The sequence below is a fragment of the Lysobacter sp. H23M47 genome, assembly GCF_015209765.1.
GTDB lineage: Bacteria > Pseudomonadota > Gammaproteobacteria > Xanthomonadales > Xanthomonadaceae > Novilysobacter > Novilysobacter avium.
In genome coordinates this window covers 1,921,854-1,940,187 of the sequence record NZ_CP063658.1, presented here as the reverse complement: position 1 = coordinate 1,940,187, position 18,334 = coordinate 1,921,854, and the positions used below count along the sequence as shown (strand labels likewise).

Genomic DNA, 18,334 nt, shown 5'->3' with positions numbered 1-18,334 from the left:
GGACTCGACACGTGGCCGATGACGCACAACAGCGCAGTTCCGTTTCCGGCAATACCGACGCCGAAGCCGACGCAAACGCCAACGCCGACGCCTTCGTCAGCAAGTGGGGCGCGCAGTTCCAGCGTGGCGCGACCGTCGGCGGACGGCCTGAAAATGCGTTCGAGCCGACGCCGCTTCGGGGCGACTTTACTCAGTGATTAGGCCGTTCAAGTCGCTTTCGTTGAGCCTGAGAAAAGGACAGTCCATGACGACAGACCAGGAAATTGTTGACTCCCGTGTTGTTCTCCGTCTAGTCAGCGGCGCCTTGGCGGCGGGCGGCGCTACGGCACTCGGGTGGCGCGCGTATCAGTTTGTGGCTTCTACCGCAGACTTGAGCTGGCTGGAAATGCTGACCTCGCTGGGCGCCATCTACGGGATATATCTGTTGGGGTATTTTGCGCTGAAGGGAAAGCTGCCTTTCGAGCACATACCCTCGGGCAATGTCTGAAAGTTTCCGCACGCCGACACCGCCTCGCGGCGCGGCTCAGCTCAGGTGTAGATCGCGTGGCTTCATTGCTTGCAATCGTCCAATTGCTATTGGTGCCCATACTTCTCGGAGTAGGGTTGGCCGTTCGTTTTGCCGGGAGCTCACGGCCGCTCAACGTCGTTAACTATGCGAATGTCAAAGATGCCGCAGCCTTGCATCGCTGGGCGGGGAACAGATTGCTGCTGCTTCCGGTCGGCTTCCTGATATCCGGCCTTGTCTCCCTGCGCGAACCCGGGCTATCCGCATTGCTCTTTGGAATCATGGTGGCTGCGATCCTGATAGTCGGTATATGGCTTAGCTTGGGCGCAGAAAAGTTCTAAGCCTGCAAAGGCCGGGTGGGGCGCTCGGTCACCGGCGCAAAGCACGCTGGCGTATAAACCACAGGTCGCGATTGGCGACCGAACAACAGGGGAAATCATGGGACTTCTCGATGGCCTGCTCGGCAACGCATCCAAGATCGACAATGCCGCGATCGAGCAGGAGTTGGCGGAGGTGCTCGCGCCAGGAGAGGCGGTGGAGCACGTCTACAAGCTCATCCGCGATTACTTTGTGTTCACCAACAAGCGGCTGGTCCTCGTGGACAAGCAGGGACTGACCGGCAGCAAGGTCGAGTACCACTCGATCCCGTACAAAAGCATCACCCACTTCAGCGTCGAGACCGCAGGCAGCTTCGATCTGGATGCGGAGCTGAAGATCTGGATTTCCGGGACGGCAACACCGGTGCAGAAAACCTTCAACAAGAAGCTGAGCATCTACGAGGTCCAGTCGGTGCTCGCGGGATATGTGCTCGGTTGACGATGGAGCGCGGTCACCAGGCACCACAGCCGGGACCGCGGCTTAAGTAGCCGTTACGCCGGCGGCGTGCCTTTGCAGCAGCCCCTGAGGAACGACACCGCGGCTGCCAGCCAGCACCCGCCCAGGAACACCCAGGCCAGCGGCGCCATCAACCCACCGCCACCGCTGCGTACGAAAACAAACGCGATGATCCCCAGCGTCACGCCGACATGCCATGGCAGTGAAGCGATCTCATCGAGTGGACTGGTTCTTCGGCGCGCCATTCAACTTCCCCCCTGATGTGGCTGTAGACGATACCTGCGCCGTGATGCGAGCCCAAGCGGCAATCCGGCGCGGCCCCGTGACCCCGTGGCTCCGCAAAGGCATACGTGGTCTACTCGCTCTGGGGATTTTTTGACTTCTACAAGGGGATTGAGATGGGAATGATGACCGGAGGTCTGGGCCTCGTATTCACAATTTTCGCGTTCGCTCTCGCGGTGCTGTGGTTCTTCCTGCCGTTCGCGATTTTCGGCACCAAGGACAAGCTCGCCGAGATCATCGCCGAATCGAAGAAGACCAACGCCGAGCTTGCCCGCATCGCAGCGGAACTGGCCGCAACCCGGACTGCAATGGCGCCCAGGCTCCCCGACGCCGACCGGCCCGGCGAGGTGTGACCTGTCTCTGACAGGCAAACGTCATGGCAAAGTTTCTCAATACCAGCGCAACCAATTACTTCCTTGAAGAGCTCATCAAGGACGCCAAGGACCGGCTGATCCTCATCAGTCCGTATCTGAAACTCAACGACCGCATCAAGGAACTGCTGGCCGACAAGAATCGGCTGAAGATCGACGTGCGCATGGTCTACGGCAAGAGCGAGTTGCAGCCGCTGGAGATCAGCTGGTTGCGCGAGCAGACCTATATCCGCACCAGCTTCTGCAAGAACCTCCACGCCAAGTGCTACCTCAATGAGGAGCTGTGCATCATCACCAGCCTCAACCTCTACGAGTTCAGCCAGGTCAACAACAACGAGATGGGCATCCTGATCCGCCGGTCGGAAGACGCCGAGCTGTATCGCGAGGCCTATGAGGAAGCCCAGCGCATCATCCGCATCAGCGACGAGGTGCGTATCTCGATGGAGCGGGTGGCGACCCGGCCCGAAGAAAAGCCGGCGGAAGCGGAGCAGGCCGCTGACGCGGCAACCGATCAGGACGGCGCCGACGACGTGGGCAAGCTGGCCAGTTCAAAGCTGGCCCGCAAACTCGGCCTCAAGACCGGCGACTTCCTCGACCGCATGGTCGCCAAAGGCCATCTGGAGCTGAAGGACGGCAAGCAGGTGCTGACCGATGCCGGCAAGGCCGCCGGAGGCGAGCTCCGCGTGAGTCCACGCTTTGGGGCGTATTTCCTCTGGCCAGAAGCGACGGACGCCTGACCGATCATGGGTCGCCGCTGATTACTACCGTCACCAGGGCTACACCGACGAGCATGGGGTCACCCCTAGTTCCCCTTCCGCTCCGCGATCCGGAGGATGGAGGCGAACCCGGATCTTGGTGATTTCCATGAGCACGGTAGACAACGCGATCAACTCCATAAAGGACCGCCTCTCCCAAGGCATTTTCGATTGGGACGTTTCCCACGGCGACCTCAAGTCCATCAACAACACGTTGGCGGACCTGAGCCCGTCCGAGCGCAACGACGTCATCGCCGGGATGAGCGATGCGGAGCTGGAGAATTGGGCCGGCGAGATCCACGGCAGTCTGGGCAGCCTCAGCGCGGATGAGCGGCAGACCTTGTTCAACAAGCTGGCCGAGGGCCTGGATGCCGAGCAGATGGTGCGCATGGTTGCGGCCTTCGATGCCTCCGGCAACCCCGACAGCATCCGTGAACTGGGTGCGGCGGTCGCCACCCACCGTTCGCCGGAAGCCAAGCAGGCGTTTATCGAGGCCATGGCCGGTCGCACCAATACCGGTGATGCGCACTTCGACCCTGAACCGACGCACCGTAATGACGTGACCGACAAGCTGCTTGCCGATCCCGATGCGCTTGCGGTGGCCGAGGTGCTGGCGAGCCTGGAGGGCGAGTACTTCGACGACGCCTGGAACGCGCTCAGCGACAGCCAGCAAGCTTCCGTCATGCAGGCCGGCATCGGCCAGGCCGAAACCAGCAGCCGCAACGGCAATATCACCAACTTCGACACCACCTTGGCAGGCCGCATCGTTGACGCGGCCGCGTCCAGCAGCGACCCCAACGTCAAGGCGGACGTGTTCGAACTGGCGTCGGAGAAACTCGCGGTCGTCCAGGGCGGCGGCGACAACGGTGCGGTGCCGTTCGGGGTAGGCACGGACTCGCGCAACGAGGGCGCGCGCGACACGCTCGCCAATTCCATGACCACGCTGATCAACACCGATGTGAACGCCATCGTGGCGCGGCTGGAGGTGGTGGACCATGACGGCAGCGCCCTGGTCACCTACGTCACCGAGCAGCTGGCCGCCGGTCGTGAGGAGCAGGTCGGTGAACTGATCACCAAGGTGCAGAAGGGCGATGACCTGCAGGGCGACCCGGCCACGCGGTTTATCGAGACCGACGCCGACGGGCAATACGCCAATGCCCACAACCTGGGCTACCTGATGGGCGCGGTCGAGGCCGGCGTGCGCACTGTGACCGACGACCGGGTCGCGCAGGCGGAGATGATCCGCGACATCTTTGGTGGCGCGTTGAAGATCGCCGGCCTTCCCGGCGGCGGCCCGGCCGCCAGCGGCTCGCGTACCGGCGTGGACATGCTGAGCGATCAGATCATCGACTCGATTGTCGAAGGCTATGAAGAAGACGGCGCCAAGCTGAGCGATGTGATGTACGAGCTCGGCTATCCCACCGACGCCAACGGCGACCCGGTCAACCACCCCGGCGCCGAGGCCGTGTTCAAGTCACAGCGCGGGCATGTGTTGGACGAGAACTGAATTTCCATCCTTCGCGTCGCGTGAGTCGCGTGCGCTGTCGATTGCCGGCTCCGTCGCTGGCAGAAGTGAAAGTAGTCCCCCGAGGTCAGCAACCCTCGCGATGACCGGTTCAATCCGGGCTATTGTCGCGTGGGACAGGTGCATTGTTCAGACCTTGAATGGGTAAGCGGCCATGGCGGCACTCCTCTACTTCGCGGCATTTCTCTCCGTCGCGCTTGGCATCGCCCACTCGGTACTCGGTGAGAAGTACATCCTTACGCGCCTGTTCCGGCGCGCCGACATGCCGAAGCTCTTTGGCAGCCCGGAGTTCACCGTGCGCACGCTGCGCTTTGCCTGGCACATCACCACCGTCGCGTGGTTCGGCTTCGGCGTGCTGCTTCTGTACGCAGGTCGGGGAGACCTCGCAGTTTCCGAAATGCTGAACATCATCGGCGCCACCTTCGTTGTCAGTGGCTTCCTGCCGCTGGTTTTCACCCGCGGCAGGCATCTGGCGTGGTTGATCCTGTTCGCCATTGGCGGCATCGCGTTGTGGTGCGCCGCCTGACCGTCGCTTCAATCTGAACGCCAAAACTGGCGTCGGCATGACCCGGGACCGCACATGGCTAGCTGCATATTTTGCGAAATCCTTTCCGGATGGTCTGCGGCGAGCATCATCTATCGCGACGACACGTGCACCGCATTGCTGACGATCGAGCCCGTGAACGAAGGCCATGCTCTGGTCATCCCCAACGCGCACCACGTGAACATCTTCGACCTGCCACCCTCGACGGCGGGCCACATGTTCAAGGTCGCTCAGCAGATTGCCAAGTCATATGGCAATACCGATATCCGTTGCGATGGCGTCAACATCGTGATGTGCAACGGCGCTGCCGCATCGCAGACCGTTTTCCATGCCCATATTCATGTGAACCCGAGGCACGTGGGGGACGGTTTCAGCTGGAACCTTCCGCCGGGATTCGACGACCCGGCAAACAGGGATGAGCTCAACCGGGTGGCCGCCAAGCTGGCGCTGGTGTTGGGTGCGGCAAGCTAGCGATTCCTTCGATAGCGACGCTGTCGAACCCGGCCGATGCGCTGGATGCGGCGCTCCAGCTCAACGCAAAACCCGATACCCCCGCGCCTCCATGATCCCCAGCACCTCATCCACCGGCAGCGCTTTGACCTCGTGGCCGTCGCGGCCCACCGTCGTTTCGGCCTGGAACAACGAGTTGAGGATGGCTTCCTCGGTCGCCTCGATGGCGGCCACGAACAATGGCGACATCGCGTCGTTGCGCAGCACGGTCAGCTGCCGGGTCGGGCTGTCGGAGTCGTGCGGCACGCGCACCGACTCGTTGGTCGAGAACGCGATCACGTAGTCGCCGCTGCCGTTGGAGGCGATGCCGCCGGTCCGGGCCAGGCCGAGCATCGCGCGCTTGGCCAGCCGCTCCAGGTTGCGGGCGTCCAGCGGCGCGTCGGTGGCGACGATGATCATGCACGAGCCGTCGGGGGAGTCGTTGAGCGCGTCGCTCAGGTAGTGCTTGCCGAGCGCCTTGCCGATCGACACGCCGTCCACGCTCAGCACGCCGCCGAAGTTGGTCTGGACCAGTACGCCCACCGTATGCCCGCCCAGGTTGCCGGGCAGCTTGCGCGAGGACGTGCCGATGCCGCCCTTGAAGCCGAACGCGACCGTGCCGGTGCCTGCGCCGACATTCCCCTGCGCCACGTGGCCGCCAGCCGCCGATTTGATCGCCGCCAGCACGTCGCGCTTGGTGACATGGCGGCCACGGATGTCGTTGAGGTAACCGTCGTTGGTTTCCCCGACCACCGGGTTGACCGAGCCCACGTCGGCGTTGTCGGCAAACGAGAAGGTGTGGTCGATCAGCGCGTCCGCTGCGACCGGCACTCCCAGGGTGTTGGTCAGGATGATCGGCGTCTCCAGCGTGCCGAGCTCGGCGACCTGGGTGGAGCCGGCCAGCTTGCCGAAGCCATTGCCTACGTACACCGCGGCCGGAACCTTGTCCTGGAAGACGTTGCCGGCATGCGGCAGCACCGCGGTGACGCCGGTGCGGATGTTCTTCCCACGCACCAGCGTCGTGTGGCCGACCTCGACCCCCGGCACATCGGTGATCGCGTTCCACTGGCCGGGCGCCAGCACGCCCACTTCGATGCCGTAATCGCGCAGGTTTTTTTGCTGCGCCAGTGCAGGCGTGCAGGCGGCCCACAGCAGGGCGACGACGAGCAGGCGTACAGGCATGTTGGTTCCCTCCGGCGGTCCGAACGCAACCCTAACCGTAAAACCGTTGGCAGGTGTCGCACCAGAACGCGCGGCGTTGCGCCGTTCCGACGGAAGATGACGCCTGCGTTCTGGACACTGGCGCGAAGGCGATGAATACTGCATCGCAATTGCAACGCAAGGGGTTTTTATGAAAACCGCCAACTTGCCTTCGTTGAGGGTCGATCCGCGTCTGCGCCAGGCGGCGGAAGACGTGCTGCGCGAAGGCGAAAGCCTGTCCAGCTTCGTCGAGGAGTCCGTCCGGGCCAATGTCGAGCGACGCCAATCGCAGCGCGATTTCATCGAGCGCGGACTGGCCTCACGCGACAAGGCCGCAGCGGCGGGCAGCTATATCGACGCCGCGGACGTTGTCGCCGGCCTGGAAGAACGGCTCGCCGCCAGACGCCAGGGCGGCAAGCCACGATGAATCATCAAGTCCGCTTCACGCAGGATGCCGAAGACGACTTGCACCAGCTCTACGACTTCATCCTCGACCGCGACCCGCCCGACTGGCCGCTGGCCGAGCGGGCGTTGGATGCCATACGTGCCGGTGTTGCGATGCTCGCGTTCTCCCCGTACGCCTGCCGCAAGGCTGCATCTGGCATGCCCCTGCTGCGGGAGCTGCTGATACCGTTCGGTGCCAAGGGCTACGTGGTGTTGTTTGAAATCGAACCGAATCAGGTGGTGACAGTGCTGGCGGTGCGCCATCAGCGCGAGGACGATTACCACTGACGCCGCGCCACCATCACGCCGTCGGCCGGCAGCCCTGAGAAGGCAGGTGTCAACGCGCCCGCCTACAATGGCCGCCCCCCATTCGCTCCCGACCCCCATGAGCCAGAAACAATGGATCGCCGGCATCAACGCCGTCGCCGCCGCGATCGAGCACGACGCCGACAACGTGCGCGAGGTCTTGATCGAGGCGGGCGGCAAGAACCCGCGCCTGACCGAGATCGAAGGCTCCGCCCGCCGCTTCGGCATCGACGTGCGCCGGGTCAACCAGCAGGCGCTCTCCGGCGTCGCCGGCAGCCTGCGCCACCAGGGCGTGGTCGCGCGCTATGAAGCGGCGAAAACCTGGGACGAGAACGAACTGGAAGACCTCGTCACCGCCGCCGAAGGCCGCGCTTTGCTGCTGATCCTCGACGGCGTCCAGGACCCGCACAACCTCGGCGCCTGCCTGCGCAGCGCCGCGGCGGCGGGCGTGACCGCGGTGATCTTTCCCAAGGACAAGGCCGTGCAGGTCAACGCGACCGTGCGCAAGACCTCCGCCGGCGCCGCCGACAGCGTCGCGGTGATCCCCGTCACCAACCTGGCCCGCACCATGCGCGACCTCCAGAAACTCGGCGTCTGGCTGTACGGCCTGGCCGGCGAGGCCAAAGGCAGCCTGTACAACGTCGACCTGCGTGGCAACGTCGGCCTCGTGCTCGGCGGCGAAGGCGACGGCCTGCGCCGCCTGACCCGCGAAAACTGCGATCAGCTCGTCAACATCCCCATGCCCGGCGCCGACGGCGGTGCCGGCGTCGAAAGCCTGAACGTCTCCGTAGCCGCCGGCGTCACCCTCTTCGAAGCCGTCCGCCAGCGCGTCAGCGGCTGACCCGGTTTGCGGGTCCGGAACCATCGCCACACGGAGCGCCGGGTGTGAATGCCCTTGGGTATGAATGTCCTCCGGCACCGATGAAGCCGGTGCCTCCTCCTTTACTTCACACCCAAGGGCATCCACACCCGGTATCCACTACTCCGGCTTTTGATTTCTTCCGCCGCCGCAACCCATCGGCGGCGCCTGCCGGCATAACCACCATCATCGCGCCATACCGCTGGCGTCTGCCGGGTGTCCCGATCACCAAGCGAATATCGTGGAGCGACTGATCGGGATACCCGGCAGACGCCTCCCGCGTCACCAGGGGACGACCCCGCCGCTTCATCTCACCCGGGGACGACCCCATTGACCCGGAGAACGCCATGAACTGGATCATCCTCCTCACCGCCGGCCTGTTCGAAATCGCGTGGGCCATCGGCCTCAAGTACTCCGAGGGCTTCACCCGCCTCTGGCCGACGGTGGGCACCCTGGTGGCGATGGCGATCAGCGTCTGGATGCTCGGCATTGCGATGAAGAGCCTGCCCGTCGGCACCGCCTACGCCATCTGGGTCGGCGTCGGGGCCGTGGGCACCGTGATCCTCGGCGTGGTCCTGTTTGACGAACCCGTCAACGCCCTGCGCATCGGCAGCGTCGCCCTGATCATCGCCGGCATGGTCGGCCTGAAACTCGCGACCCCGTAAGCCCGCGGCCGCACGCCGCAAACCACCGATACCTCAGCGCGACGCAGGTGCCCGCGCCAGCGGCGCCACGCCCGGCATCGGCGCCGGCCACGCATTGACGATCTGGCAGAACAACTCGGCCGTGCGCTCGGTGTCATACACCGCCGAGTGCGCCTCGTTGGCGTCCCACTCGATGCCCGCCGCCGCCGCCGCCCGCGCCAGCACCGTCTGACCGTAGGCGACCCCGGCCAGGGTGACCGTGTCGAACACGCTGAAGGGGTGGAACGGATTGCGCTTGTGGCCGGTGCGCGCGACCGCGGCGTTGAGGAAGTTCAGGTCGAAGTGCGCGTTGTGGCCGACCAGGATCGCGCGCTGGCAGCCGTGCCGGCGCAGCGCCTCGCGGACCGGTGCAAACACATGGTCGAGCGCGGCGCGCTCTTCCTTGGCGAAGCGGAACGGGTGGTCCAGCACGATCCCGGTGATCTCCAGCGACTTGGGATCGATGTCCAGGCCGGGCGCCGGAATGACATGCGCGCTGGCCGTCTTGCCGGGAACCAGCAGGCCGTTCTCGTCGATGTCCACCGGCACCACCGCGATTTCCAGCAGCGCGTGGCGGTTCCAGTCGAAACCGCCGGTCTCCACATCGACCACCACGGGCAGGAAGCCGCGGAAGCGTGTGGCCAGCGGCGAGGTGGTGGGGGCGTCAGGCAAACCTGGCGTGGAGGCGGAGGGCGCGGCGTCGGTCATGGCGGAAAGCCTAGCAGAGGCGGGCGAACGCCCCGGTGCGCGCGGACCGTCCGCAGGCCGTGCCGATGCACTCCGGCAACCCGGCGATCAGTGCGCCGTGTTGCTGGCGTCGCCGGGCGCAAGGGTGCTGCTGTGGTCGCGTTTCTCCCGCGGCGGCAGCGGATCGTCGCCGTGGACCAGGAACCAGACGTTCTCGGCGATGTTGGTGGCGTGGTCGCCGATGCGCTCCAGGTTCTTGGCGACAAACAGCAGGTGGGCGCAGGCCGGGATGGTTGCCGCGTCGCCCATCATGTCGCCGAGCAACTCCGCGAACACCGCGGTGTAGGCCCGGTCGATGGCCACATCGCGCTCCCTCACCGCGCGCGCAGCTTCGGCGTCGTGGTCCCGATAGGCCGCCATCACCTCCCGCAACTGGGTCACCGCCAGGTGCCCGATGCCCTGCAGCGTGGCGATTCGCTGCCGCGGCAGGGTGTCGCCGAGCACGGTGGAACGCTTGGCCAGGTTGGCCGCGAAATCGCCGATGCGCTCGATGTCGGAGGTGATGCGCAACGCGGCCAGGATGCCGCGCAGGTCGCGCGCCATCGGTCCGTGCAGGGCCAGTTGCATCACGTCGTGGCTGATCTGCTGCTCCAGCGCGTCGATGGCGGCGTCTGCGGCGATCAGCCGCGTGGCCGCCGGAGGGTCGTTGCGGGCCAGCAGGGCGAGTGCGCCCTCCAGCTGCACCGCTGCCAGCTCGCCCATGCGCAGGGTTTCCTGCAGCAAGCGCAGCTGTTCCGCATCGTGGCCCTGCCGAATCCCGGCGCCGGAGCCGTCCATCGCGTTCGTGCTCATCCGAACCGCCCGGTGATGTAGTCCTCGGTCTGGCGCTGCGAGGGATTGGAAAATATCGTCGTGGTCGCGTCGTGTTCGACCAGGTCGCCCAGGTACATGAAGGCGGTGTAGTCCGACACCCGCGCCGCCTGCTGCATGTTGTGCGTCACCATGACGATGGTGAAGTCGCTCTTGAGCCCGGCGATGAGCTGCTCGATGCGGCTGGTGGAGATCGGGTCCAGCGCCGAGGTCGGCTCGTCCAGCAACAGCACGTCCGGCCGCAGCGCGACCGCGCGGGCGATGCACAGACGCTGCTGCTGCCCGCCCGACAGGCCCAGCGCGCTGGCGCCCAGCTTGTCCTTGACCTCGTCCCACAGCGCCGCCTGCTGCAGGGCCTGCTCCACGCGCAACGCCATCTCCGCCTTGGAGAGCTTCTCGTGGTGGCGGATGGCGTAGGCGACGTTCTCGAAGATCGTCATCGGGAACGGCACTGGCTTCTGGAACACCATGCCGACCCGACTGCGCAGGCGGTTCAAGGGGTAGCGGGGATCCAGGATGTCGGCGCCGTCCAGCAGCACCTGCCCGGTCGCGCGCATCTTCGGGTACAGCGCGTAGATCCGGTTGAACACCCGCAGCAGCGTCGACTTGCCGCAGCCCGACGGGCCGATGAGCGCGGTGACCTGCTTCTCCGGGATCGACAGGTTGATGTCCTTGAGCGCATGGAAGCGGTCGTAATGGAAGTCCAGCCCGCGGACATCGAGCTTTGGCGATGCCTGCGCGGTGTCGGCCGCAAGCGGAGTCGGCCGGGTCGCCCGCTCCAGGACGCTCGCACTGGCGATGGGGTGCGCGCGCATGGCGGGAGAGCGGGGCAGGTCGAGCACGGCGGTGGCGTTCATCGGTGGTGCCTCGGGTGGGGATCGGATGGGGACGGGATGGGACCGGCGTCAGTCATGCGCGACCCGATGCCGGGCGACGATGGCGCGGGCGACCAGACTGGTCAGCAGGACGAAGGTGGTCAGCACCAGCGCGCCGGCCCAGGCGAGGTCCTGCCAGGACTGGTAGGGGCTGCTGGCGTACTGGTACATGACCACCGGAACGCTGGCCATCGGGCCGGTCAGGTCGGCGCTCCAGTACTGGTTGCCGAAGGCGGTGAACAGCAGCGGCGCGGTCTCGCCGGAGATCCGCGCCAGCGCCAACAGGATGCCGGTCATGACGCCGGGCAGGGCCGAGCGGAACATCACCTGCCGCACCACCTTCCAGTGCGGCACGCCCAGCGACAGGGCCGCCTCGCGCATCTGGCCCGGAACCAGCCGAAGCATCTCGTCGGTGGTCCGCAGCACCACCGGCACGACGATGAAGGCCAGGGCGATGGCGCCGGCGATGGCGGAGAAATTGCCGCCGGTGCGCATCACCACCAGCGTGTAGACGAACAGCCCCAGCACGATGGAAGGCGCGGAAAGCAGGATGTCGTTGACGAACCGCACCACCGTGCCGACGCGGGTGCCGCGACCGTACTCGGCCAACCAGGTGCCGGCGGCGATCCCCAATGGAGTGCCGATCGCGATGGCCAGCAGGCACATCACCGCACTGCCGAAAAACGCGTTGCGCAGACCGCCCGTGGTCATCGGCGGCGGCGTGTCGCGGGTGAACAGTGCGACCTCGATGCCGCCGAGGCCCTTGGCCAGCAGCGTCCACAAAATCCACCCCAGGCAGATCAGGCCGATCGCGGTCGCCACGTTGGACAGCACCAGCGCCAGCGCGTTGCCGATGCGGCGGCGGCGATAGAGCGCGTCAGCAACGGCGTCGTTACGAATCGCGGTCATCAGCTGCCCTCCCTGCGGGCGAGGCGGGCGAGCATGACGCGCGCCAGCGCCAGCACGACGAAGGTGACGATGAACAGCACGAAGCCCAGCAGCAGCAGGGCGGAGCGGTACTCGCCGGTGGCCTCGCCGAAGTCATTGGCGATCAGCGCCGCGATGGTGGTGCCCGGCTCCAGCAGGGACGAGGTAAACCGGGTCGAGTTGCCGATCACGAACGCCACCGCCATGGTCTCGCCCAATGCGCGGCCCAGACCGAGGAAGATGCCGCCGATCACCGCCGAGCGGGTGTAGGGCAGCACGATGTTCCAGCTGACTTCCCATCGGGTCGAACCCAGCGCGTAGGCCGACTCCTTCAGCCGCGTCGGCACCGTCAGGAACACCTCACGCATCACCGAGCTGATGAAGGGCACCACCATGATCGCCAGCACGATGCCGGCGGTGAGCATGCCGATGCCGATCGGCGGCCCCTGGAACAGCGGGCCGATCACCGGCAGCGGGCCGAGGTGCTCATTCGCCCACGGCGTGACATGGCGGGTCATCACCGGCACCAGCACGAACAGACCCCACATGCCGTAGATGATCGAGGGGATGCCGGCCAGCAGCTCGATCGCGGTGCCCAGCGGGCCGCGCAGCCAGCGCGGCGCCACTTCAGTGAGGTGGAAGGCGATGCCGAAACTGAGCGGCACCGCCAGCAGCATCGCGATGGCGGCGGTGACCAGGGTGCCGAAGATCGGGACCAGCGCCCCGTACCGGCCCTGCACCGGATTCCAGTCTGCGGAGAAAAAGAAATCCAGGCCGCTGGCCTGCAGCACCGCGCGGCCGCCCCAGAGCATGGACAGGGCGGCGCCGGCGAGCAGCAACAGCACCAGCGCGACGGCAGCGGCCAGCGCGTAGCGGAACCAGCGGTCGTTGCGCGCGTCGGCGGTGTCGCGCGCAAGGATGCCGGCGTTGGTCAGGACGCTCGTGCTCATGGATGGCGGCGGGTCACTGGGCGTCGGTGGTGAAACCGAATTCGCTGCCCCAGTAGCGCTCCACCTGGTCCACCAGTGGCGCCGGCAGCGGCACGTAATGCAGCGCGTCGGCCTGCGCCTGGCCGTTGTGCAGCGCCCACCGGAAGAAGTCCAGCGCGTTGCGGCTGCGCTCCGCGTCGGCGGGCTGCTTGTGCATCAGGATGAAATTGGTCGCGGTGATCGGCCAGGCCTGCTCGCCGGGCGCATTGGTGATCACCAGGTTGAAGTCGCTGGCGCCGGCCCAGTCGGCGGTGGCGGCCGCGGCCTGGAAGCTGTCGGCGTTCGGCGCGACGAAGTTGCCGGCGGCATTCTGCAGCAGCGCGTGCGACATGGCGTTCTGGATCGCGTAGGCCAGCTCGACGTAGCCGATCGCACCGTCGATCTGCTGGACGTAGGACGCCACGCCCTCGTTGCCCTTGCCGCCGACACCTGCCGGCCACTGCACGGACTTGCCTTCGCCAACAGCGTCCCGCCACGCCGGACTCACCTTGGACAGATAGTTGGTGAAGTTGAAGGTCGTGCCCGAACCGTCGGAGCGCTGGACCAGGCTGATGCCGGTCGCCGGCAGCGCCAGGTCGGGGTTAAGGGCTGCGATCGCCGGGTCGTTCCAGGTGCTGAGCTTGCCCAGGTAGATGTCCGCCAGCAGCGGTCCGGTCAGGCGCAACTGGCCCGGCTCGATGCCGGCGACGTTGACCACCGGCACCACACCGCCGATGGCAGAGGGAAACTGGCCCAGTCCCGCGTCGGCCAGCTCGGCGCTCGACAGCGGTGCGTCCGAGGAGCCGAAGTCCACCGTGCCGGCGGTGATCTGGGCGATGCCGCCGCCGGAGCCGATCGACTGGTAGTTGACCTGGTGGCCGGTCGCGGCGTGGTAGTCGGCCGACCAGCGAGACACCAGCGGAAAGATGAAGGTCGCACCCGCGCCGGTGATCTGCGCGGCACCCGCGGCGCCGGAGTTGGCGTCGGACGTGCTGCCGTCGGTGGGCGCCGTGCAGCCGATAGCGGCGGCGGCAAGAGCGAAGACCAAGGACAGGGCGGCAATGCGGTTGGGTTTCATGGGCGGCTCGTCAGGGCCGGCGTGGCCGGCGTTGGCACCATGAAAGGACGTTTGTGTTACCGGCGTATGACCGTGAGGTTGGGAGGCTGAACAGGAAAAAGGGCGCCTCCGGTGGGAGCGCGCCCTTTTTTTCTTGGTTCGCCGCGGCGATGACCCGCCGCGACGCTGTCTTCGCGCCTGAAGCTAGTGCTGCTCGGCCCCCGCCTTGGCGACCGCCTCCAGCTTGGCCAGGTCGATGCTTTGCACTGCGGACTGGATCTGCTGGAAGTTCTCCGCGGTGCCCTCGGCCTTCACCGTGAAGCGGCTGCCGACCATGACCTCGTAGGCGCCCCGGCCGCTGCGGCTGTTCCACTCCTCTTCGATGTGGCGACCGTTGCGGGTGTAGGTCTTCTCAAAGCCGTCCTGCGTCTCGGATGAAGACTCCGAACTCATCAGTCCGCGGAATGCGCCCATCTTGGCCATCATCGGCGCGTCCGACAGCGTCAGTTTGAGGCGCCGCTGGCCGTCCTCGCTGGCGTAGTCGGCCGAGGCGTTGCTGACCTGCATGCCCATGGCGCTCTCGCGGCTGGCGCTGGTGCCAGTGCGCGGCATCCCGGCGATCGATGCCGGCAACAGGCCCTTCAGCTGCTCCGGCTCCAGCGCCTCCATGGGCTTGCCGTCCTTGCCGCCGAACAGCGCGGCCATCGCCGCTTCCGCGGACGCCATGTCGGCATCGCGCGAGTCGCCGTCAGCGCCGATGGCCTTCGCACCGCTGCGGTCCTTGCTGCGGTTGCGCGACTCGGCCGCCTCCATCCGCTCGCCGGCGGCTTTCATCTGCTCGCCAAACACGGCCAGCTGGCCCAGCTTGCTGTCCTTGTCGAAGACGACGCTGGAGCTGCTGGAGCTTTTGCCCATCGCGCCGGCGCCCATTGCGCCGATGCCGGTCACGCCGGCAACCACCGCGCCGATCAGCAGGCTCAGCACCAGGGTGATCACCACGATCACCGCGGTGTAGCCCAGCGACTTCTCGGGCGGGTTCTTCATCGTGTGGGTCAGGCCCAGGTACAGCAGGTAGATCGAGTAGATCCCACCGACCAGTCCGATCACCCCGCCCAGCCACGGAATGATGACGCCGATCCCGGCGACCCAGGCCGCGGTGTAGGCGTAGGCGATCGTTTTCAGCGCCTGGACCTGGTTCTTCTGGCCGCGAAAGCTCGGCGCCAGCGCGTTGATGATCAGCGCCACGACATACACCATGACCAGGCTGAGCGCGTAGGTCAGCAGTGCGCCCAGCAGGCCCGCGACGATCCCGGTGCGCATGGTCGCGCCGAACATGCTGTAGCCGATCAGACTGGTCTTGATGAAGGTGAAGATGGCCGGCAGCGCTGCCAGGATCATGATGTATCGGGTGTAGAGGCCGGCAACGGTTGCCGGTTCCCCGCCAATCACCGGCCAGGTGCGGCGCGGGTTGAACAGGATGGACTTCACCCGCTCGATCAAGGATTCCGAATTCATGCGTGCTACTCCACGGTTGTGCAGACAGGGGCCGGGCTGGCCGGCACTCTCTGGTCAACTACGAGGGACGGCACCGGATCCGGACACCGTATTCGGCTACCAGTGGAGCTGCAGCCGTGCCTCGATGATGTCGGGGTTGTCGTCGATCCCCGCGCGCCGGCTGTCGACCTTCACGTAGTTCAGCGCCAGCTTGAAGTTCGAGCGCCAGTAGACATTCACCCCGGCGGTGATCGCGTCCATCCGGCCGCCCTGCACGGCGCCGTCGTCCAGGTCGATGCTGTCGTAGCGCAAACCAAGCTGCCACATACCCGCCGCCGGATCGCTGGGAGCTGCGGTCCCGGGGACGCCGTCCTTGTACTTCCAGCCTTCACCGGTGAGGTTCCACAGGGCACTCAGGTACCCGCCGCTGACGCGGAAGTCGGCCTCACCGGCGCCGTAGCGGTCGACATCGACCTGCATGAACTCGACCTGCAGCTTGACCGGCCCGCGTGCCCAGAAGCTCTCCAGACCGATCGTCGCCATCCGGTCCGCATTGGCCAGAGTGCCGGTGCTGACCAGGCTCGCTTTGGCCAGGTCGGCATTGGGTTTGGCCGACAGCCTGATCGCGTCGCCATCGACATCTCGGTCGACGTATGACAGGCCGAAGTGGAGGATGGTGCCGTCCTGGTTGATCGGGGCAAAGGTACCGCGCAGGCCGACACCGTTCCCGGCGGCCTTGTTGCGGGTCAGCTCGCTGCCAAAAACACTGGCGGTCATGGCGAAGGGGCCGCTGCCATAGGACCAGGCAGCGCCCAGGCGACGACCTGTGGCGAAGCTGTTGGTGATGGTGGCCTTGGAGATGAAGTCGTTGTGCCTGGTCGACGACAGCTCCTCCAGGCTGTTGGGCTGCTTGAACTGGCCCATCTGAAGGTAGTGCCGCTTGTTGCCGCCCAGCCGGTACTTCGCATTGACGTCGAGCCATTTGTCGGCCTTGGCGTCATAGCCGATCACCCAGTCGATGTTGCCCGGGCCCTTGCCCTTGAGCACCAGTTCGGCGCGACGCAGCTCCTGGTCGGCGTTGCTGCCCTCCAGCACGTCACCGTTGAGGTCTGCGACGTCGCTGCCGAAATGGTTGTAGTCAGCCTGGACCAGGCCTTCAAAACTGATTCCCGTGCCACTGATGACATCGAGGGCGATTTCGGCATGGGCGAGCGGAACGGCGCCCGCCAGCAGCAGCGCGGTGGCAAGAGGGGTCAGGCGGATCTGCATGGCGGCGCGCGTCACATTGGGAAAGTGCCCGCAGTGTGGCCACGCAACATTGCAGTGAGATGACAACAGCAGCCTGGCGAAGCGGGCAATAGCGCTAGGTCCGCGTTTGCACCTGCGTCAGCCGCGACCCTGCCGCGCGCCCACGGCGTCCAGTGGCGCCTCCGGTTCACCGGGCGTCTTGTCGCGGTAGCGGCAGATGTCACGGATCACGCAATGCGGGCAGTCGGGCGTGCGCGCCTTGCACACGTAGCGCCCGTGCAGGATCAGCCAGTGGTGGGCGTCGCGCAGGTACTCGTCGGGAATCACCCGCACCAGCAGGTCCTCGACCTCGCGCACGTTCCTGCCCGGCGCCAGGCCGGTGCGGTTGGACACCCGGAAGATGTGGGTATCCACGGCCATCGTCGGTTCGCCGAACGCGGTGTTGAGCACCACGTTGGCGGTCTTGCGGCCGACGCCGGGCAGGGCCTCCAGCGCCGCGCGGTCGTTGGGCACCTGGCCGTCGTGCCGTTCCAACAGCAGCTCGGCCATGGCCACGACGTTGGCCGCCTTGGTGTTGTAGAGCCCGATGGTCGCGATGTACGGCTTAAGGCCTTCTACACCCAGGGCCGCAATTGCCGCGGGGGTATTGGCGACGGGGAACAGCTTCCGGGTCGCCTTGTTGACGCCCACGTCGGTGGACTGGGCCGACAGGGTCACCGCCACCAGCAGCTCGTAGGGGCTGGAAAATTCCAGCTCGGTGGTTGGCTCCGGGTTGAGTTGGCGCAGCCGGGAAAACATCTCCTCGATCTCGGCCTTGCGCAGCTTCGAGCGCGGGCGGGTCTTGCGGCGAACCGGGGTGCTCAACGCTTGGGATCTCCGTGCTCGGGCGGATCGTGCTTGGGCGGACTCGGGGTGGCTGATCGGAGCGGCGACTTTGCCTGTGCGCGCGCCGCCACTTTTGCCTGCGCCCGCGCCAGTGCCGCGGCCGCGGCAGGCGGAAGCGCCGGGCTGACCACGCGTGGCGCCTCGAACGGGCGCGCCGCTTCGACCGCGCCGGGAACCGTCGTCTTGGGCGAGTCCTTGACCCCTGCAACGAGCGCCGCCCTGCGCTGCTCGCGCTCCAGCCGCCGACGTTCCAGCCTCGCTTCGCGCTGGCGATAGCGCGCCCGTGCCGCCAGCGCCTGCCGGCGCTCGCCCTGCACGCGATCCAGCAATGCGAGGCAGTCCGCGGCGCACGCGGGGCAGGGCGTGACGTCCAACAACCCCAGCGAAAAGGCGCGGTCCAGATCGCCGACCACCAGCGCATTGCTGACCGCGTGGCCGGCGCTGCCGCGCGCATCCGTGCAGCCGCAGGCACAGGCCGGCGCGGGCGACGGCGTCGCGGCGGTAGCCACCTCCGCATCCACCGCCT

General features: G+C 66.3%; 24 protein-coding genes and 1 pseudogene. 13 read left to right on the top strand and 12 right to left on the bottom strand.

The genetic code is table 11. The features are described 5' to 3' along the window. The first annotated feature begins 11 nt into the window (after positions 1 to 11). The 4 genes from INQ43_RS08765 (at position 12) to INQ43_RS08750 (ending at position 1,321) form a co-directional block, all read left to right on the top strand. Positions 12 to 197: a hypothetical protein gene (locus INQ43_RS08765; RefSeq protein ID WP_194036196.1), complete on the top strand. Its 186-nt coding sequence runs from the start codon at positions 12 to 14 to the stop codon at positions 195 to 197. 47 nt (positions 198 to 244) lie between these two features. Then, complete coding sequence (locus tag INQ43_RS08760; protein WP_194036195.1) at positions 245 to 487, top strand: hypothetical protein; 243 nt, start codon at positions 245 to 247, stop codon at positions 485 to 487. Positions 488 to 543: 56 nt separating this feature from the next. Further along, the gene (locus INQ43_RS08755; protein WP_194036194.1) at positions 544 to 846 is read left to right on the top strand and encodes a hypothetical protein; all 303 of its coding nucleotides are present in this window, start codon (positions 544 to 546) and stop codon (positions 844 to 846) included. A gap of 97 nt (positions 847 to 943) precedes the next feature. Beyond that, positions 944 to 1,321, top strand: coding sequence for a PH domain-containing protein (locus INQ43_RS08750; RefSeq protein WP_194036193.1), 378 nt, complete (start codon positions 944 to 946; stop codon positions 1,319 to 1,321). Between the two features lie 53 nt (positions 1,322 to 1,374). Here INQ43_RS08750 and INQ43_RS08745 read toward each other — a convergent pair whose 3' ends face one another. Then, the gene (locus INQ43_RS08745; protein WP_194036192.1) at positions 1,375 to 1,584 is read right to left on the bottom strand and encodes a hypothetical protein; all 210 of its coding nucleotides are present in this window, start codon (positions 1,582 to 1,584) and stop codon (positions 1,375 to 1,377) included. Between the two features lie 105 nt (positions 1,585 to 1,689). On the opposite strand from INQ43_RS08745, the gene INQ43_RS08740 reads away from it, so the two are divergent. The 5 genes from INQ43_RS08740 to INQ43_RS08720 all read left to right on the top strand — a co-directional run bounded on the left by INQ43_RS08740 (position 1,690) and on the right by INQ43_RS08720 (position 5,287). Next, entirely contained in the window at positions 1,690 to 1,974 is a 285-nt protein-coding gene (locus INQ43_RS08740; protein ID WP_194036191.1) for a hypothetical protein, read from the top strand. Between the two features lie 23 nt (positions 1,975 to 1,997). Next, the gene (locus INQ43_RS08735) at positions 1,998 to 2,729 is read left to right on the top strand and encodes a phospholipase D family protein (RefSeq protein WP_194036190.1); all 732 of its coding nucleotides are present in this window, start codon (positions 1,998 to 2,000) and stop codon (positions 2,727 to 2,729) included. A 127-nt stretch (positions 2,730 to 2,856) separates the two neighbouring features. Then, the gene (locus tag INQ43_RS08730; RefSeq protein WP_194036189.1) at positions 2,857 to 4,254 is read left to right on the top strand and encodes a hypothetical protein; all 1,398 of its coding nucleotides are present in this window, start codon (positions 2,857 to 2,859) and stop codon (positions 4,252 to 4,254) included. 172 nt (positions 4,255 to 4,426) lie between these two features. Further along, complete coding sequence (locus INQ43_RS08725) at positions 4,427 to 4,798, top strand: hypothetical protein (RefSeq protein ID WP_194036188.1); 372 nt, start codon at positions 4,427 to 4,429, stop codon at positions 4,796 to 4,798. Between the two features lie 54 nt (positions 4,799 to 4,852). After that, positions 4,853 to 5,287 (top strand): HIT family protein, encoded by a 435-nt coding sequence (locus INQ43_RS08720; protein ID WP_194036187.1) that lies wholly within the window; start codon positions 4,853 to 4,855, stop codon positions 5,285 to 5,287. A 60-nt stretch (positions 5,288 to 5,347) separates the two neighbouring features. Here the strand turns inward: INQ43_RS08720 and INQ43_RS08715 are convergent, their stop codons facing one another. Then, positions 5,348 to 6,487: a P1 family peptidase gene (locus INQ43_RS08715; RefSeq protein WP_194036186.1), complete on the bottom strand. Its 1,140-nt coding sequence runs from the start codon at positions 6,485 to 6,487 to the stop codon at positions 5,348 to 5,350. Positions 6,488 to 6,656: 169 nt separating this feature from the next. Between INQ43_RS08715 and INQ43_RS08710 the strand changes: the two genes are divergently transcribed. From INQ43_RS08710 to sugE, 4 genes are all read left to right on the top strand, one after another. Then, positions 6,657 to 6,932, top strand: coding sequence for a YlcI/YnfO family protein (locus INQ43_RS08710; RefSeq protein WP_194033918.1), 276 nt, complete (start codon positions 6,657 to 6,659; stop codon positions 6,930 to 6,932). Further along, the gene (locus INQ43_RS08705) at positions 6,929 to 7,237 is read left to right on the top strand and encodes a type II toxin-antitoxin system RelE/ParE family toxin (protein WP_194036185.1); all 309 of its coding nucleotides are present in this window, start codon (positions 6,929 to 6,931) and stop codon (positions 7,235 to 7,237) included. The genes INQ43_RS08710 and INQ43_RS08705 overlap by 4 nt, the downstream gene beginning before the upstream one ends. A gap of 97 nt (positions 7,238 to 7,334) precedes the next feature. Next, positions 7,335 to 8,096, top strand: coding sequence for a 23S rRNA (guanosine(2251)-2'-O)-methyltransferase RlmB (rlmB, locus tag INQ43_RS08700; protein WP_194036184.1), 762 nt, complete (start codon positions 7,335 to 7,337; stop codon positions 8,094 to 8,096). A 365-nt stretch (positions 8,097 to 8,461) separates the two neighbouring features. Next, complete coding sequence (gene sugE / locus INQ43_RS08695; RefSeq protein WP_193983844.1) at positions 8,462 to 8,779, top strand: quaternary ammonium compound efflux SMR transporter SugE; 318 nt, start codon at positions 8,462 to 8,464, stop codon at positions 8,777 to 8,779. A 33-nt stretch (positions 8,780 to 8,812) separates the two neighbouring features. On the opposite strand, the gene rnt is transcribed toward sugE, so the two are convergent. From rnt to INQ43_RS13040, 10 genes and pseudogenes are all read right to left on the bottom strand, one after another. Continuing rightward, on the bottom strand, positions 8,813 to 9,505 hold the full coding sequence (rnt, locus tag INQ43_RS08690; RefSeq protein ID WP_194036183.1) for a ribonuclease T: 693 nt from the start codon (positions 9,503 to 9,505) through the stop codon (positions 8,813 to 8,815). A gap of 87 nt (positions 9,506 to 9,592) precedes the next feature. Next, a complete protein-coding gene (phoU, locus tag INQ43_RS08685; RefSeq protein WP_194037631.1) occupies positions 9,593 to 10,321 on the bottom strand; it encodes a phosphate signaling complex protein PhoU in 729 nt (242 codons plus the stop codon). Positions 10,322 to 10,332: 11 nt separating this feature from the next. After that, complete coding sequence (gene pstB, locus INQ43_RS08680; RefSeq protein ID WP_228062685.1) at positions 10,333 to 11,196, bottom strand: phosphate ABC transporter ATP-binding protein PstB; 864 nt, start codon at positions 11,194 to 11,196, stop codon at positions 10,333 to 10,335. Positions 11,197 to 11,259: 63 nt separating this feature from the next. Beyond that, positions 11,260 to 12,129: a phosphate ABC transporter permease PstA gene (gene pstA, locus INQ43_RS08675; RefSeq protein ID WP_194037629.1), complete on the bottom strand. Its 870-nt coding sequence runs from the start codon at positions 12,127 to 12,129 to the stop codon at positions 11,260 to 11,262. A gap of 8 nt (positions 12,130 to 12,137) precedes the next feature. Then, positions 12,138 to 13,106 (bottom strand): phosphate ABC transporter permease subunit PstC, encoded by a 969-nt coding sequence (gene pstC, locus INQ43_RS08670; protein ID WP_194036182.1) that lies wholly within the window; start codon positions 13,104 to 13,106, stop codon positions 12,138 to 12,140. A 13-nt stretch (positions 13,107 to 13,119) separates the two neighbouring features. Next, positions 13,120 to 14,202: a phosphate ABC transporter substrate-binding protein PstS gene (pstS, locus tag INQ43_RS08665; protein ID WP_194036181.1), complete on the bottom strand. Its 1,083-nt coding sequence runs from the start codon at positions 14,200 to 14,202 to the stop codon at positions 13,120 to 13,122. 183 nt (positions 14,203 to 14,385) lie between these two features. Beyond that, a complete protein-coding gene (locus tag INQ43_RS08660) occupies positions 14,386 to 15,696 on the bottom strand; it encodes a Yip1 family protein (RefSeq protein ID WP_194036180.1) in 1,311 nt (436 codons plus the stop codon). A gap of 96 nt (positions 15,697 to 15,792) precedes the next feature. Then, entirely contained in the window at positions 15,793 to 16,944 is a 1,152-nt protein-coding gene (locus INQ43_RS08655) for an OprO/OprP family phosphate-selective porin (RefSeq protein WP_194036179.1), read from the bottom strand. 117 nt (positions 16,945 to 17,061) lie between these two features. After that, entirely contained in the window at positions 17,062 to 17,787 is a 726-nt protein-coding gene (nth, locus tag INQ43_RS08650) for an endonuclease III (protein ID WP_343221382.1), read from the bottom strand. A 74-nt stretch (positions 17,788 to 17,861) separates the two neighbouring features. Next, positions 17,862 to 18,317: pseudogene (locus INQ43_RS13040) on the bottom strand (hypothetical protein); the annotation flags it as partial. Between the last annotated feature and the right edge of the window lie 17 nt (positions 18,318 to 18,334).